The sequence below is a fragment of the Pseudodesulfovibrio sp. 7M6 genome, assembly GCF_050058625.1.
GTDB lineage: Bacteria > Desulfobacterota > Desulfovibrionia > Desulfovibrionales > Desulfovibrionaceae > Pseudodesulfovibrio > Pseudodesulfovibrio salinus.
Map to the genome: position 1 here is coordinate 2,688,832 of NZ_CP188816.1, position 17,609 is coordinate 2,706,440.

General features: G+C 59.7%; 1 protein-coding gene. It reads left to right on the plus strand.

The features are described from left to right. Positions 1-492: 492 nt before the first annotated feature. The gene (locus tag ACI0FG_RS12705) at positions 493-17,526 is read left to right on the plus strand and encodes a tandem-95 repeat protein (protein WP_419785369.1); all 17,034 of its coding nucleotides are present in this window, start codon (positions 493-495) and stop codon (positions 17,524-17,526) included. Positions 17,527-17,609: the final 83 nt, after the last annotated feature.

Below are 17,609 nucleotides of genomic sequence, written 5' to 3' on the forward strand. Positions count from 1 at the left end.
GAAGCACAATCTGCAAAAAAGACGGATTCTTGTCAATAGGAAATCACGCGCCCGCAGCATAAAAATTGAGTTAACTCAGATTCCCAGGTTCGGACCCGGCGCATTACACCTCGCTTGACCTAATCAAAATTCGTGCAAGTTTCTTTGCACTCCATTCCTAGATAGAACTAACCTTTCATTATTAGTATGTTGTGCAACGTTTATTCGCTTGTCCGGTACGGGGAAAACTCTAAATTATCCCATCATTTTTTTAACAATATCCTGTTGATAACTTTAATAACTGCTCATAATCGCCCAAAATAGCCATCCTATGTTATCCCCGTGCAGAAAGGGGTTTCATGTTGGTTTCGAATTTTATCCACATAGTAACATATTAGATTAACGTAATTTTATTGCATTGACTCTGAGCAGGCCAGAACTTATATATTATATCATTGAGTGCTGTATACGCCTTTAGACTATATACGCCATATGCCCTTCCAGGAGGAAGTCATGACTGATACGCCCATAAACCTCACTCCGACATCCGTGAATCTCCCCGGCCCCAACCAGACCCAGGTCGTGAAGCTCACGCCCAATATGTTGATCGAGTACAACTTTGACGTTGCCGACGTCACGTTCTCGCACAACGGCTCGGATCTGGTGCTCAACGCGCAGAATGGCGGCACCCTGGTCTTCGAAGGATTCCTGGATCTGGCGCACGATGGCGGACTCCCGGTCTTCCAGCTCATCAGCGGGGAGCAGGTTCCCGGCGAGGTCTACCTCTTCGCATTCGAAAACGTTAACCAGAACGAGTCCGAAACCGCCGCCAATGCAGCGCAAACGGGTAGCGGAGCCGGTGTATACACTGACGACGATGGCAACCTTTACCGTGGCCTGACCGGGCTGGACGGCCAGGATATTCAGGCACGCGACGATTCGCGGCTGCTGTTCGTCCGCAATATTCAGGACCAGCCGGAGATACAGTTCGGCGACTCGAACAATCCGCCGACCATCAACGGGCATCTTTCCCTGCAAATGGCCGAGGACGGCTATAATGCTGAAACCGGTACGGCATCCCCCCTGATCATTCATGACACGGACATCCTTTCCCTGGTCAGCGACCCCGACCCCGGCAGTTACGTGGCCGTTACCGACCTGTCCGTCTCCGGCGGAACCCTGACCCAGATCGCAGCCGGGGTATGGTCCTACATGCCCGACCAGGACTTCAACGGCGAAGTATCGGTCAATTTTTCGGTTTCCGACGGCACCTATACAGTGCAGGGCTCCGGCGCCATCGATATCACCCCGGTTGAGGATGCCGCGGTCATATCCGGCACCAACGCCGTGACCATCAATGAAGATGACGGTTCCATATCCGGAGTTCTGACCGTTACCGATGCCGACATTGAGGACAATCCCCACTTCATCCCGGCCGACAATATACAGGGCGATTACGGTTCCCTGACCATCGACGCCGACGGCAACTGGACTTACACACCCAACGAAGCGGCCCAGGCGCTGGGCGACGGCGACCATAAGACCGACACCTTCACCGTCACCGCCACCGACGGCACAGAGACTGTGACCGAAACCATTACCGTGACCGTCAACGGGGCGAATGATGCGCCGGAACTGACCTTTGAAGCGACGGACACGACGACCAACTACGTCCAGAATGGCAGCTTCGAGGATATTCCCATCGCCGATGGCGATTGGGGCCACAATCAGGCTCCCGAGGGCTGGACCAAGGTCGAAGGCGACCGTTGGGAGGTCATGAGCGGGGACCGTTTCGGCATAGAAGACGGCGCGGACGGGCGCAATGTGGTCGACATGGGCGTTGGACACGGCCAGGCCATGGTTATAGCCCAGGACGTGTCTTTGCCCGAGGCGGGGGAGTACGTAATTTCCCTCGAAGGATTCGACCGGGGCGCCAACCGGGGCGAAGCTGATTCCGGCGATATCGTTGTCTACTGGAACGGCGAGGAAGTCGGCCGCTTCAATCCCGGCACCGAGAGTTGGGAAACCGCCACCTTCACCGTCAACGTGGCAGATGGCGAGACCAACGGCACGCTGACCATAGAATCGAGCAACGCCGACGACTATGGCAACGTCATCGACAATGTCTCCATGCACTCCGTGAACACCGGCGACAACGTTCCGGTCCTCGTGCCCGAGGACACGGACCTCGGAACGGTCGTCGCCACGGCCGTGGGGTCGGACGTGGATTCCACCGGCCTGACCTACTCCATTGTTGAAGACGGCACACCTTTCACCATCGATGCCAATACCGGCGTCATCACCCTGGCCGCTGGTCTCAATTACGAAGATTCCACCAGTTATACTATTAATGTAAGTGTAAGCGACGGCGATCTGACCACCACCAAGGAACTCGTCATCAACGTGGGTGATGTGAACGAGACCCCGGAAGTCTCGGCGGCCATGACCCTCGCGGGTATGGACGAAGACGGCCAGCCCATCGTCATTACCGAAGCCCAATTGCTGGCCAACGCCTCGGATCCGGACAGCGACACCATGCATGTCACCGACCTGACCCTGGCCGATGGCTCCGGCACCCTGACGGACAACGGTGACCACACCTGGACCTTCACCCCTTCGCACAACTGGAACGGTGACGTGCAGCTCACCTATTCCGTCAGTGACGGGGAGCTCTCCACTCCCGCCACCGCCAATTTCCAGGTAGAAGCAGTCAACGACGGGCCCACCCTTGAATTCGCCAGCACGGTTGGCTCCGAGAACCTGATCCACAACGGCAGTTTTGAAGAAGGCATCACCATTGCCGAAGGAGACTGGGCAAACGGCCAGGCCCCCGAGGGCTGGACCCGGGTGGAAGGCGACCGTTGGGAAGTCATGAGCGGTGACCGCTTCGGCATCAACGGCGCCAGCGACGGTGACAACGTCATCGACACCGGGGTAGGCAACAACGAAGCCTTGGTAATCTCTCAAGTTGTAAACGGGCTGAGCGAAGGCGAATACGTCATCAATCTCGATCTGTTCGACCGTGGCGACAACTGGGAAGGCGAAGACTCCGGCAATATCGACGTCCTGTGGAACGGCGAAGTGGTCGCAACCATCAATCCAGGCGACACGGCATGGGAAACAGGCTCCATCCTCGTCACTGTGGGCGAAGGCGAAACCTCCGGCACCCTGACGCTGGTCTCGCATGATGCCGACAGCTACGGCAATGTCATCGACAACATTAGTATGCATTCGGTCACCCCGACCGCGGGCGATACGGTAGTCGTTGCCGAAGACGCGGCCGCAGGTTCCGTCATTGCCACGGCAGTCGGTTCCGATGTGGACTCCACGGACCTGACCTACTCAATCGTGGACAACAACTCCCCGTTCTCCATCAATTCGGAGACCGGCGAAATTTCCCTGACCGGCAACCTCGATTACGAAACCACCACCGGCTACACCGTGACCGTCCGAGTGGACGACGGCGACGGCGGGTATACCACCGAAGATCTGACCATCAACGTAGGCAACGTCAACGACAACGCCCCGGTGGCTGGCGACGTCACCTTCACTACTAATGAAGACACCCCCCTCACCATTACGGCAGCCGACATCCTGGCCCAGACATCGGATGCGGACGGCGATGCGCGAGAGCTGACTTCCCTGACCATCAACGGACATAGTGTGGATGTCAGTGACGGCTCCTGGACCTTTACCCCGGATGCCAATTTCAACGGCTCCGTGGATATCTCCTACACCGTGAGTGACGGCGAACATTCCGTAAACGGCTCAGGCACGGTCACTGTTGATCCGGTAAACGACGCGCCGATTCTGGCTGCCGATTCCTTCACCGTGAATGAAGACTCCGGCCACACCATACTCGACGTGCTCGCCAACGATTCCGATGCGGACAACGACAAGCTCACCCTCACCGGGGTCGGCGACGTGGTTGACGGCGACGGCAATGTGGTCGGCACCGCCACCATCGTGGACAACGAGGTACAGTTCACGCCCAACGACAACTTCAATGGTACGGCGACATTCTCCTACGAAGCCTCCGACGGCACCGTGACGCAGACCCAGACCGCCACCATCACCGTTGATCCGGTAAACGACGCGCCCACCCTTGATCTCGACGGCGGCAGCCACATGCAGGTAAGTTTCGTCAGCGAAAGTGCAACCCTCAACAACGTCGTCGGTGCCTACATCGTCGATGACGAGGGACACGCCTCCGATCCGCAGATCCTGGTGTACAACCAGAATGCCGGTATTGATCCAGGCACGGTTCTGACTACGCTGGCCGAAGGCCAACACTACGAATTCTTCATCATGTCCGATGGTGCGAGCAAGTACCCTGGCCTCACGGACAGTGACCTTTCGTTCTCTGTCGAAGACGGCAAGCTGGTGCTGAACGTGGATGGCTCGCCCTCCACGGCAAGCGTCTTCTTCTCCGATTCCAACAACGATCCGGACAACCTGGAAGGCGGCCACTTCCACATCACCGAGAACCCGGACGGCTCCACGACCATTGCCATGGAGGACATCTGGAACGGCGGAGACCACGACTTCTCGGACGTGGTTCTGCACATCCAGCCCGTGGACGGAGCCGACGGCACCGGCTACACGGCCACTTTTGTGGAGAATACCAGCGGCGTGCATATTGCCTCCGCCGGCATCTCCATCACGGATGTCGAAGGGGCCATCGACCATGCCACCATCACCATCGACAACCCGCAGGACGGGGATCAGCTGAATCTCGGCAACCTGCCCGACGGCATCACCGCCACCACCATCACGGACGCCGAGACAGGTGCCATTACCGGCATCACTCTGACGGCGACCGACGGTGCTGGCTCTCCGGCCGACTTTGAAAGCGCCATCCAGTCCATCACCTTCTCCAACGGCCTGGACAACTTCGACACCTCAGCCCGTACCGTGGCCGTAACCGTCACGGACAACGGCGGCCTGAGCGCCAGCGCCGAGACCACTATCGACATGGTGGGCGTCAACGATCGGCCGGTAACCGTGGGTGACCAGTTCACCATCGCGGAAGACCAGAGCACCACCTTCACTTTCGACCAGTTGCTGGGTAACGACAGCGATGCCGAGACCCCGAACAGCGAACTGCGCATCATCACCGTGGGCACCTCCGACGATACTCACGGCACCGTGGTTATCGACCAGGATGCCCGCACCGTGACCTTCACCCCGGACGCCGACTACAACGGCAGCGCTAACTTTACCTACGGCGTGCAGGATGCGAACGGCGGATACAGCACCGCGACCGTTGATCTGACCATCACCCCGGTAAACGACGCCCCGGTTCTGGCCGCTGATTCCTTCACCGTGAGTGAGGATTCCGGCCACACCATGCTCGACGTGCTTGCCAATGATACCGATGTGGACGGCAACACCCTCACCCTCACCGGGGTCGGCGATGTGGTTGACGGCGCTGGCAATGTGGTCGGCACCGCCACCATCGTGGACAATGAAGTACAGTTCACGCCCAACGACAACTTCAATGGTACGGCCACCTTCTCCTACGAAGCCTCCGACGGCACCGTGACGCAGACGCAGACCGCCACCATCACCGTTGATCCGGTAAACGACGCGCCGGTCCTGGCCGCTGATTCCTTCACCGTGAGTGAAGACTCCGGCCACACCATGCTCGACGTGCTCGCCAATGATACCGATGTGGACGGCAACCCCCTCACCCTCACCGGGGTCGGCGATGTGGTTGACAGCGCTGGCAATGTGGTCGGCACCGCCACCATCGTGGACAACGAAGTACAGTTCACGCCCAACGACAACTTCAATGGAACGGCCACCTTCTCCTACGAAGCCTCTGACGGCACCGTGACGCAGACCCAGACCGCCACCATCACCGTTGATCCGGTAAACGACGCACCGGTCCTGGCCGCTGATTCCTTCACCGTGAGTGAGGATTCCGGCCACACCATGCTCGACGTGCTTGCCAATGACTCCGATGTGGACGGCACCCCCCTCACCCTCACCGGGGTCGGCGATGTGGTTGACAGCACTGGCAATGTGGTCGGCACCGCCACCATCGTGGACAATGAAGTACAGTTCACGCCCAACGACAACTTCAATGGAACGGCCACATTCTCCTACGAAGCCTCCGACGGCACCGTGACGCAGACCCAGACCGCCACCATCACCGTTGATCCGGTAAACGACGCGCCGGTCCTGGCCGCTGATTCCTTCACCGTGAGTGAAGACTCCGGCCACACCATGCTCGACGTGCTTGCCAATGATACCGATGTGGACGGCAACACCCTCACCCTCACCGGGGTCGGCGATGTGGTTGACGGCGCTGGCAATGTGGTCGGCACCGCCACCATCGTGGACAACGAAGTACAGTTCACGCCCAACGACAACTTCAACGGAACGGCCACCTTCTCCTACGAAGCCTCCGACGGCACCGTGACGCAGACGCAGACCGCCACCATCACCGTTGATCCGGTAAACGACGCGCCGGTCCTGGCTGCTGATTCCTTCACCGTGAGTGAGGATTCCGGCCACACCATGCTCGACGTGCTTGCCAATGATACCGATGTGGACGGCAACACCCTCACCCTCACCGGGGTCAGCGACGTGGTTGACAGCGCTGGCAATGTGGTCGGCACCGCCACCATCGTGGACAACGAAGTACAGTTCACGCCCAACGACAACTTCAATGGAACGGCCACCTTCTCCTACGAAGCCTCCGACGGCACCGTGACGCAGACGCAGACCGCCACCATCACCGTTGATCCGGTAAACGACGCGCCGGTCCTGGCCGCTGATTCCTTCACCGTGAGTGAGGACTCCGGCCACACCATGCTCGACGTGCTCGCCAACGATTCCGATGTGGACGGCAACCCCCTCACCCTCACCGGGGTCGGCGCTGTGGTTGACAGCGCTGGCAATGTGGTCGGAACCGCCACCATCGTGGACAACGAAGTACAGTTCACGCCCAACGACAACTTCAATGGAACGGCGACCTTCTCCTACGAAGCCTCCGACGGCACCGTGACGCAGACGCAGACCGCCACCATCACCGTTGATCCGGTAAACGACGCGCCGGTCCTGGCTGCTGATTCCTTCACCGTGAGTGAGGATTCCGGCCACACCATGCTCGACGTGCTTGCCAATGATACCGATGTGGACGGCAACCCCCTCACCCTCACCGGGGTCGGCGACGTGGTTGACGGCGCTGGCAATGTGGTCGGCACCGCCACCATCGTGGACAACGAAGTGCAGTTCACGCCCAACGACAACTTCAATGGTACGGCGACATTCTCCTACGAAGCCTCCGACGGCACCGTGACGCAGACCCAGACCGCCACCATCACCGTTGATCCGGTAAACGACGCCCCGGTTCTGGCCGCTGATTCCTTCACCGTGAGTGAAGACTCCGGCCACACCATGCTCGACGTGCTTGCCAATGATACCGATGTGGACGGCAACCCCCTCACCCTCACCGGGGTCAGCGATGTGGTTGACAGCGCTGGCAATGTGGTCGGCACCGCCACCATCGTGGACAACGAAGTGCAGTTCACGCCCAACGACAACTTCAATGGAACGGCGACCTTCTCCTACGAAGCCTCCGACGGCACCGTGACGCAGACGCAGACCGCCACCATCACCGTTGATCCGGTAAACGACGCGCCGGTCCTGGCCGCTGATTCCTTCACCGTGAGTGAGGACTCCGGCCACACCATGCTCGACGTGCTCGCCAATGATACCGATGTGGACGGCAACCCCCTCACCCTCACCGGGGTCGGCGACGTGGTGAACAGCGCCGGTGAAATAGTCGGCACCGCCACCATCGTGGACAACGAAGTACAGTTCACGCCCAACGACAACTTCAACGGAACGGCCACCTTCTCCTACGAAGCCTCCGACGGCACCGTGACGCAGACGCAGACCGCCACCATCACCGTTGATCCGGTAAACGACGCGCCGGTCCTGGCCGCTGATTCCTTCACCGTGAGTGAGGATTCCGGCCACACCATGCTCGACGTGCTCGCCAATGATACCGATGTGGACGGCAACACCCTCACCCTCACCGGGGTCGGCGACGTGGTGAACAGCGCCGGTGAAATAGTCGGCACCGCCACCATCGTGGACAACGAAGTACAGTTCACGCCCAACGACAACTTCAATGGAACGGCCACCTTCTCCTACGAAGCCTCCGACGGCACCGTGACGCAGACGCAGACCGCCACCATCACCGTTGATCCGGTAAACGACGCGCCGGTCCTGGCCGCTGATTCCTTCACCGTGAGTGAGGACTCCGGCCACACCATGCTCGACGTGCTTGCCAATGATACCGATGTGGACGGCAACACCCTCACCCTCACCGGGGTCGGCGCTGTGGTTGACAGCGCTGGCAATGTGGTCGGCACCGCCACCATCGTGGACAACGAAGTACAGTTCACGCCCAACGACAACTTCAACGGAACGGCCACCTTCTCCTACGAAGCCTCCGACGGCACCGTGACGCAGACCCAGACCGCCACCATCACCGTTGATCCGGTAAACGACGCGCCGGTCCTGGCCGCTGATTCCTTCACCGTGAGTGAGGATTCCGGCCACACCATGCTCGACGTGCTCGCCAATGACTCCGATGTGGACGGCAACCCCCTCACCCTCACCGGGGTCAGCGATGTGGTTGACAGCGCTGGCAATGTGGTCGGCACCGCCACCATCGTGGACAACGAAGTGCAGTTCACGCCCAACGACAACTTCAATGGAACGGCGACCTTCTCCTACGAAGCCTCCGACGGCACCGTGACGCAGACGCAGACCGCCACCATCACCGTTGATCCGGTAAACGACGCGCCGGTCCTGGCCGCTGATTCCTTCACCGTGAGTGAGGACTCCGGCCACACCATGCTCGACGTGCTCGCCAATGATACCGATGTGGACGGCAACCCCCTCACCCTCACCGGGGTCGGCGACGTGGTGAACAGCGCCGGTGAAATAGTCGGCACCGCCACCATCGTGGACAACGAAGTACAGTTCACGCCCAACGACAACTTCAACGGAACGGCCACCTTCTCCTACGAAGCCTCCGACGGCACCGTGACGCAGACGCAGACCGCCACCATCACCGTTGATCCGGTAAACGACGCGCCGGTCCTGGCCGCTGATTCCTTCACCGTGAGTGAGGATTCCGGCCACACCATGCTCGACGTGCTCGCCAATGATACCGATGTGGACGGCAACACCCTCACCCTCACCGGGGTCGGCGACGTGGTGAACAGCGCCGGTGAAATAGTCGGCACCGCCACCATCGTGGACAACGAAGTACAGTTCACGCCCAACGACAACTTCAATGGAACGGCCACCTTCTCCTACGAAGCCTCCGACGGCACCGTGACGCAGACGCAGACCGCCACCATCACCGTTGATCCGGTAAACGACGCGCCGGTCCTGGCCGCTGATTCCTTCACCGTGAGTGAGGACTCCGGCCACACCATGCTCGACGTGCTTGCCAATGATACCGATGTGGACGGCAACACCCTCACCCTCACCGGGGTCGGCGCTGTGGTTGACAGCGCTGGCAATGTGGTCGGCACCGCCACCATCGTGGACAACGAAGTACAGTTCACGCCCAACGACAACTTCAACGGAACGGCCACCTTCTCCTACGAAGCCTCCGACGGCACCGTGACGCAGACCCAGACCGCCACCATCACCGTTGATCCGGTAAACGACGCGCCGGTCCTGGCCGCTGATTCCTTCACCGTGAGTGAGGATTCCGGCCACACCATGCTCGACGTGCTCGCCAATGACTCCGATGTGGACGGCAACCCCCTCACCCTCACCGGGGTCGGCGCTGTGGTTGACAGCGCTGGCAATGTGGTCGGCACCGCCACCATCGTGGACAACGAAGTACAGTTCACGCCCAACGACAACTTCAATGGTACGGCGACATTCTCCTACGAAGCCTCCGACGGCACCGTGACGCAGACGCAGACCGCCACCATCACCGTTGATCCGGTAAACGACGCCCCGGTTCTGGCCGCTGATTCCTTCACCGTGAGTGAGGACTCCGGCCACACCATGCTCGACGTGCTTGCCAATGATACCGATGTGGACGGCAACACCCTCACCCTCACCGGGGTCAGCGACGTGGTTGACAGCGCTGGCAATGTGGTCGGCACCGCCACCATCGTGGACAACGAAGTGCAGTTCACGCCCAACGACAACTTCAATGGAACGGCGACCTTCTCCTACGAAGCCTCCGACGGCACCGTGACGCAGACGCAGACCGCCACCATCACCGTTGATCCGGTAAACGACGCGCCGGTCCTGGCCGCTGATTCCTTCACCGTGAGTGAGGACTCCGGCCACACCATGCTCGACGTGCTTGCCAATGATACCGATGTGGACGGCAACACCCTCACCCTCACCGGGGTCAGCGATGTGGTTGACAGCGCTGGCAATGTGGTCGGCACCGCCACCATCGTGGACAACGAAGTGCAGTTCACGCCCAACGACAACTTCAATGGAACGGCGACCTTCTCCTACGAAGCCTCCGACGGCACCGTGACGCAGACGCAGACCGCCACCATCACCGTTGATCCGGTAAACGACGCGCCGGTCCTGGCCGCTGATTCCTTCACCGTGAGTGAGGACTCCGGCCACACCATGCTCGACGTGCTCGCCAATGATACCGATGTGGACGGCAACCCCCTCACCCTCACCGGGGTCGGCGACGTGGTGAACAGCGCCGGTGAAATAGTCGGCACCGCCACCATCGTGGACAACGAAGTACAGTTCACGCCCAACGACAACTTCAACGGAACGGCCACCTTCTCCTACGAAGCCTCCGACGGCACCGTGACGCAGACGCAGACCGCCACCATCACCGTTGATCCGGTAAACGACGCGCCGGTCCTGGCCGCTGATTCCTTCACCGTGAGTGAGGATTCCGGCCACACCATGCTCGACGTGCTCGCCAATGATACCGATGTGGACGGCAACACCCTCACCCTCACCGGGGTCGGCGACGTGGTGAACAGCGCCGGTGAAATAGTCGGCACCGCCACCATCGTGGACAACGAAGTACAGTTCACGCCCAACGACAACTTCAACGGAACGGCCACCTTCTCCTACGAAGCCTCCGACGGCACCGTGACGCAGACGCAGACCGCCACCATCACCGTTGATCCGGTAAACGACGCGCCGGTCCTGGCCGCTGATTCCTTCACCGTGAGTGAAGACTCCGGCCACACCATGCTCGACGTACTTGCCAATGATACCGATGTGGACGGCAACACCCTCACCCTCACCGGGGTCGGCGATGTGGTTGACGGCGCTGGCAATGTGGTCGGCACCGCCACCATCGTGGACAACGAAGTACAGTTCACGCCCAACGACAACTTCAACGGAACGGCCACCTTCTCCTACGAAGCCTCCGACGGCACCGAGACGCAGACGCAGACCGCCACCATCACCGTTGATCCGGTAAACGACGCGCCGGTCCTGGCCGCTGATTCCTTCACCGTGAGTGAGGACTCCGGCCACACCATGCTCGACGTGCTTGCCAATGATACCGATGTGGACGGCAACACCCTCACCCTCACCGGGGTCGGCGACGTGGTTGACAGCGCTGGCAATGTGGTCGGAACCGCCACCATCGTGGACAACGAAGTACAGTTCACGCCCAACGACAACTTCAATGGAACGGCCACCTTCTCCTACGAAGCCTCCGACGGCACCGTGACGCAGACGCAGACCGCCACCATCACCGTTGATCCGGTAAACGACGCCCCGGTCCTGGCCGCTGATTCCTTCACCGTGAGTGAGGACTCCGGCCACACCATGCTCGACGTACTTGCCAATGATACTGATGTGGACGGCAACCCCCTCACCCTCACCGGGGTCGGCGACGTGGTTGACAGCGCTGGCAATGTGGTCGGAACCGCCACCATCGTGGACAACGAAGTACAGTTCACGCCCAACGACAACTTCAATGGAACGGCCACCTTCTCCTACGAAGCCTCCGACGGCACCGTGACGCAGACGCAGACCGCCACCATCACCGTTGATCCGGTAAACGACGCCCCGGTTCTGGCCGCTGATTCCTTCACCGTGAGTGAAGACTCCGGCCACACCATGCTCGACGTGCTTGCCAATGATACCGATGTGGACGGCAACACCCTCACCCTCACCGGGGTCAGCGACGTGGTTGACAGCGCTGGCAATGTGGTCGGCACCGCCACCATCGTGGACAACGAAGTGCAGTTCACGCCCAACGACAACTTCAATGGAACGGCGACCTTCTCCTACGAAGCCTCCGACGGCACCGTGACGCAGACGCAGACCGCCACCATCACCGTTGATCCGGTAAACGACGCGCCGGTCCTGGCTGCTGATTCCTTCACCGTGAGTGAGGATTCCGGCCACACCATGCTCGACGTGCTTGCCAATGATACCGATGTGGACGGCAACCCCCTCACCCTCACCGGGGTCGGCGACGTGGTTGACGGCGCTGGCAATGTGGTCGGCACCGCCACCATCGTGGACAACGAAGTGCAGTTCACGCCCAACGACAACTTCAATGGTACGGCGACATTCTCCTACGAAGCCTCCGACGGCACCGTGACGCAGACCCAGACCGCCACCATCACCGTTGATCCGGTAAACGACGCGCCGGTCCTGGCTGCTGATTCCTTCACCGTGAGTGAGGATTCCGGCCACACCATGCTCGACGTGCTTGCCAATGATACCGATGTGGACGGCAACCCCCTCACCCTCACCGGAGTCGGCGATGTGGTTGACGGCGCTGGCAATGTGGTCGGCACCGCCACCATCGTGGACAACGAAGTACAGTTCACGCCCAACGACAACTTCAACGGAACGGCCACCTTCTCCTACGAAGCCTCCGACGGCACCGTGACGCAGACGCAGACCGCCACGGTTACCGTAATCGACACCAATGAGAACCCCGTCGCGGGCGACGACAATCTCGGCTCCGGCGCAGTGGAAAGTGAAACCATCTCCGTAACTACAGGGGCGACGATTTCCGACGTCCAGCAGGTTGCCCAGTCCTGGGCGGATAACGGCGTGACGATTCGCGCCATGACCGGCTATGCGGACAGGGAGGATCTGAGCAAGGATAACGAGTGGAACGCCTCCACCCTGAGCAGCAAGAATGTAGCCTTTTCCGAGGCTGGGGAGCACTACACCTACTCCGGATTCGGCGTTAATGCGCAGAACGGCCGGGACGGCGGAGAAATCGATACCCTCAAGGGACAAAGCGGCCGCACGGAGTTCATTGATATGACCTTCGACGACAAGCAGATGAGTTCGGTGACGATAACTCTGCACGCTCTTTTCGACGGCACGCAATCCCAGTTTGACGGCAACGACATAGAGAAGGCGCTTGTTATTGCCTATGATGCCAACGGGCACCAGATTGGACAGGTTGAGGTAAACGGAACCGCCAACGGCATCGTCAACATTACTCTCGATGCCTCAACGCTCGGTTCTTCGACTCCCATTGCGGAAGTGACGGTAAGCCCCGTTGACAACAATGCGAACTCTTCGTCCCACAACAGCGACTTCCTGCTTGCCGCCGTCACCGGCGAAACCGTCGCACAGGTCGGCACTTTCCTGGAAGACCATCCGGTGGACATCGATCCGGCCACACTGCTGGGCAACGACACGGACGCCGACGGCGACCCCCTGTCTATAACCAATGTGGGTAATGCCACCCATGGCGAGGTCACTATTGATGAACACGGGCATATCATCTTCACCCCTGCCGAGGACTACAACGGCCCGGCCAGCTTCACCTACACGGTGAGCGACGGCCACGGCGGCGAGGACACGGCCACCGTCACCCTGAACATCACCGCCGTGGCGGATGTCGCTGGCATCGACGGCGATATTACCGGCAGCGTCAAGGAAGACACCGAGGTCACTGCAGACCACGAGCTGACCACGCAAGGCCAGTTGACCATTGACGATCCCGACGCCGGCGAAGATCACTTCCTGGCGGACACCCTGTCGGGCGGGGATCACCATGGAACGCTGGTTATCGACGAATCCGGCCACTGGACCTATACGGCGGACAACCAGTCTGAGGCCGTCCAGCAGTTGGGCGCAGGTCAGTCACTGACCGATACGTTTACGGTTACGTCGGCCGACCATACGGAACAAACCATTACCGTGACCATCAACGGCACGAACGACAACCCGATAGTGGGCAACGACCACTTCACGGTGGTTCTGGAAGAGCCCACCACGGTTACGGGCGGCGACACCGTGTCCGTAGCGGTTGGTCATGGCTCTCTGAACTCCGTAAGAAACGCCTGGGAAGGCGAAGGAATAACCGTCACCGGCCATCATGGGTACATTGCGGCCGACAATACCGTGCATGTCTCGGATACGGCCCAACTGACCCTGTACGGCCAGGGCGGATTCGGCATAGCCGGCGGCGACCACGGCCATGAGGTGGACTACAACGGCCATGAGCTGATTGCCCTCTCCTTCGCCGGCAACGGCATGACCAACGTGTCTCTTGATCTCTCCTACTTCTACAGCGGAGAGGGGGAAATCGGAAAGGTCTTTGCCTACGATACCGACGGCAATCTGCTGGGCGCCGTGGATATCACCGCGTCGTCGCACGGCGGACAGTTCTCAGTGGACATCAGCGCCAGCGATCTGGGCGGAACGGCCATCGGCTCCATTCAGATAGTACCGACCGATGACGGAAACGGATGGGACAACTCCGATTTCGCTCTGCGCGGAGTTTCCGGCACCGTCGCCGTGGTTGAAACCGGCGAAGTCGATGCAGGTTCCCTGATCATGGCGGACGACGGCACCGTTACCATAGCGGCTGCCGACCTGCTGGCCAACGATCACGATATCGATTTGAACGATCCCAACCTGACCATCACCGCTGTCGGCGATGCGGAAGGCGGTACGGTAGGATTCGACGCAAACCACAACGTTGTGTTTGACCCGGCCGACGGATTCAGCGGGCAGGCCAGCTTTACCTACACCGTCAGCGACGGACACGGCGGCCACTCCACCGCCACCGTTACCCTGGATATTCCCATGGGCTACACCGCCCCTGAAGCGGGCGACGTGGCACTGCACGCTGTCGAGGATGTGCCGCTGACCATCTCGGAAGACGACATCCTCTCGCATGTAACAGACCTTGATGGCGACGATCTGACCATTACGGGCCTTAGCGTCAGCGACGGCACCCTGACGGACAACGGCAACGGAACCTGGACCTTCACCCCGGACGCCGATTTCAACGGCAATCTGGATCTGCACTACTCCGTCACCGATGGAACCACCGAAGTTCAGGGCACCGGCTCCATTGATGTCGGCGCAGTGAATGACGCGCCGGTCCTCTCCATGGATGCCGCAACAACAAACTACAGCACCTCCTACTCGATGGGGCACGACGCGGTTTCCATCGCGGGCGATGTGTCCATAACCGATGTGGATTCCACGCACCTGAACCACGTAGTCATCACCCTTGAAAACGCATTGGACGGCGACAGCCTCAATGCGGACTCGATTTCGGGCGGACTGTTCGTGGAGATAAACGAAGACCATACCGTCATAACCCTGAGCGGCGAAAACGCCTCCCTCGCGGATTATGAAAACGCCATCAAGTCGATAACCTTCTCCACCACCAGCGATGTCGAGGCGGACCGCACCATCACGGTGCAGGCACAGGATGCCGAAGGCAGCCAGTCCGAACTCAGCAACATAGGCACCACTACCGTCTCCGTGACCGAGGATGCTCCGATGGTCGTCGACGACGTGTACAGCCAGGAAGTCGTCTTTGATGGTGCCAATGCCACCTACAACAACGTCATCGGCGTCTACACCGTAAATGAGGCCGGAGAACCGAGTGATCCGGAGATCATCCTCTTCAACGCCAACAAGGCCACGCAGAGCGAGGTTCTCAAGACGTTTGCGCAAGATGCGGAAATCCGCTTCTTCCTGATCTCCGACGGAGCCAACAAGAACCTGGACCTCAATGCCGACCTTTACTTCGTCAAGGACAACGGCCATTGGGTCCTGGCATTCAACAGTGAGAACGGGCCCACCCAGCTTGTGCAATTCGACAACGCCAACTTCAACGGTGAAGGCGTTGAAGCTTCCTTCCACAGCTGGCAAACCGATCTCGACGGCATCACCATGGCCAACGGCCAGAATGTCCAGATCGGTGTGGATGACCAGACCCGTGGACCGAATAATTCCACCGGCGACGAACAGGATCCCCATCCCTATTGGACTGACCACAACGGCGACGATGACGACGATTTCGATGACGTCAAGCTCACAGTCCAAACCAAGCTTGACGGTTCCTTCACTGGTGGCAGTGCCGACGACGACATCGCAGGCCAGGCAGGCAGCGATACCATCTATGGCGGAGCCGGAAACGACACCATCTACGGCGGTAACCGCAACGGCTACGACTGGTCCGACAACGAGCTTTACGGCGGAGCCGGAAACGACCTGATTGTGGGCGGCAGCGCCAGCGACACAATCTATGGAGGTGAAGGCAACGACACCATTTATGGAGATTATGCCAACAACCAGAGCGGTTGGGGTGATGACAGTATCTACGGCGGCACGGGCAACGACCTGCTTGTCGGTGGAGCTGGTCATGACACTATCTACGGCGGAGAAGGGAACGACACCATCTACGGAGATCATTCAAATAACAACATCTCCTACGGCGACGACCATCTCTACGGCGGCGACGGCAATGACCTGATCATCGGCGGCGTCGGTCATGACACCATTGATGGAGGTGCCGGCAACGACACCATTTATGGTGATCATATGGAAGCCCGAACCGACCACGGCGACGACCATATTACCGGCGGCGACGGCAACGACCTGATTATCGGCGGCGTCGGTCATGACGTCATTGATGGAGGTACCGGCAACGACACCATCTACGGAGATCATTACTCCCTTACCGCACACACAGGGAACGACTTCATCAACGGTGGGGACGGCAACGACCTGATCGTCGGCGGGGCCGGCAGCGACACGCTGGAAGGCGGCAGTGGCAACGACACCATCTTTGCCGACTACATCAATGGCCCGGGCCACACCTACGACCACAACATCCTGGTCGGTGGAGACGGAGACGACCTTCTGATCGGAGGCGCGGGTAACGACAGCATCGACGGAGGCGCGGGTAACGACACCATCTATGCCTCGATGGGTGACGACACGGTCTACACAGGAGACGGAAGCGATACCATCTTCATAGACTCTTCCGTCCTGTCCGGTGGTGACCATACCCTGACCATATCCGACTTCGACGCCGCTCACGACGCCATCAGCCTGGATTCTGGCCTGCATATAGAACCGGTCCTCCAGGGAGATTCGCAGGATATCTCCCAGCTCATCGTCACCAATGACACGGGCGGGCATCTGACCATCAATCTGGATGGAGCCACCCCAGTGGCCTTTGATATGGATGCCAATGTCGTTGAACCGGATACCCACTCAGAGCACCTCATCCAGATGCTCATTGACGCGGACCACAAGTCCGATTTCTAAAGATAAAAGGAAGGCCCGGCGCCTTGATGGTACCGGGCCTTCCACATTTACTATTTCTTGCCAGAATAATACGTTCAGTATAA

What these genes read in the sequence shown, in the direction of transcription:
- ACI0FG_RS12705 (WP_419785369.1), top strand. Translation starts at nt 493, where the DNA reads ATGACTGATACGCCCATAAACCTCACTCCGACATCCGTGAATCTCCCC.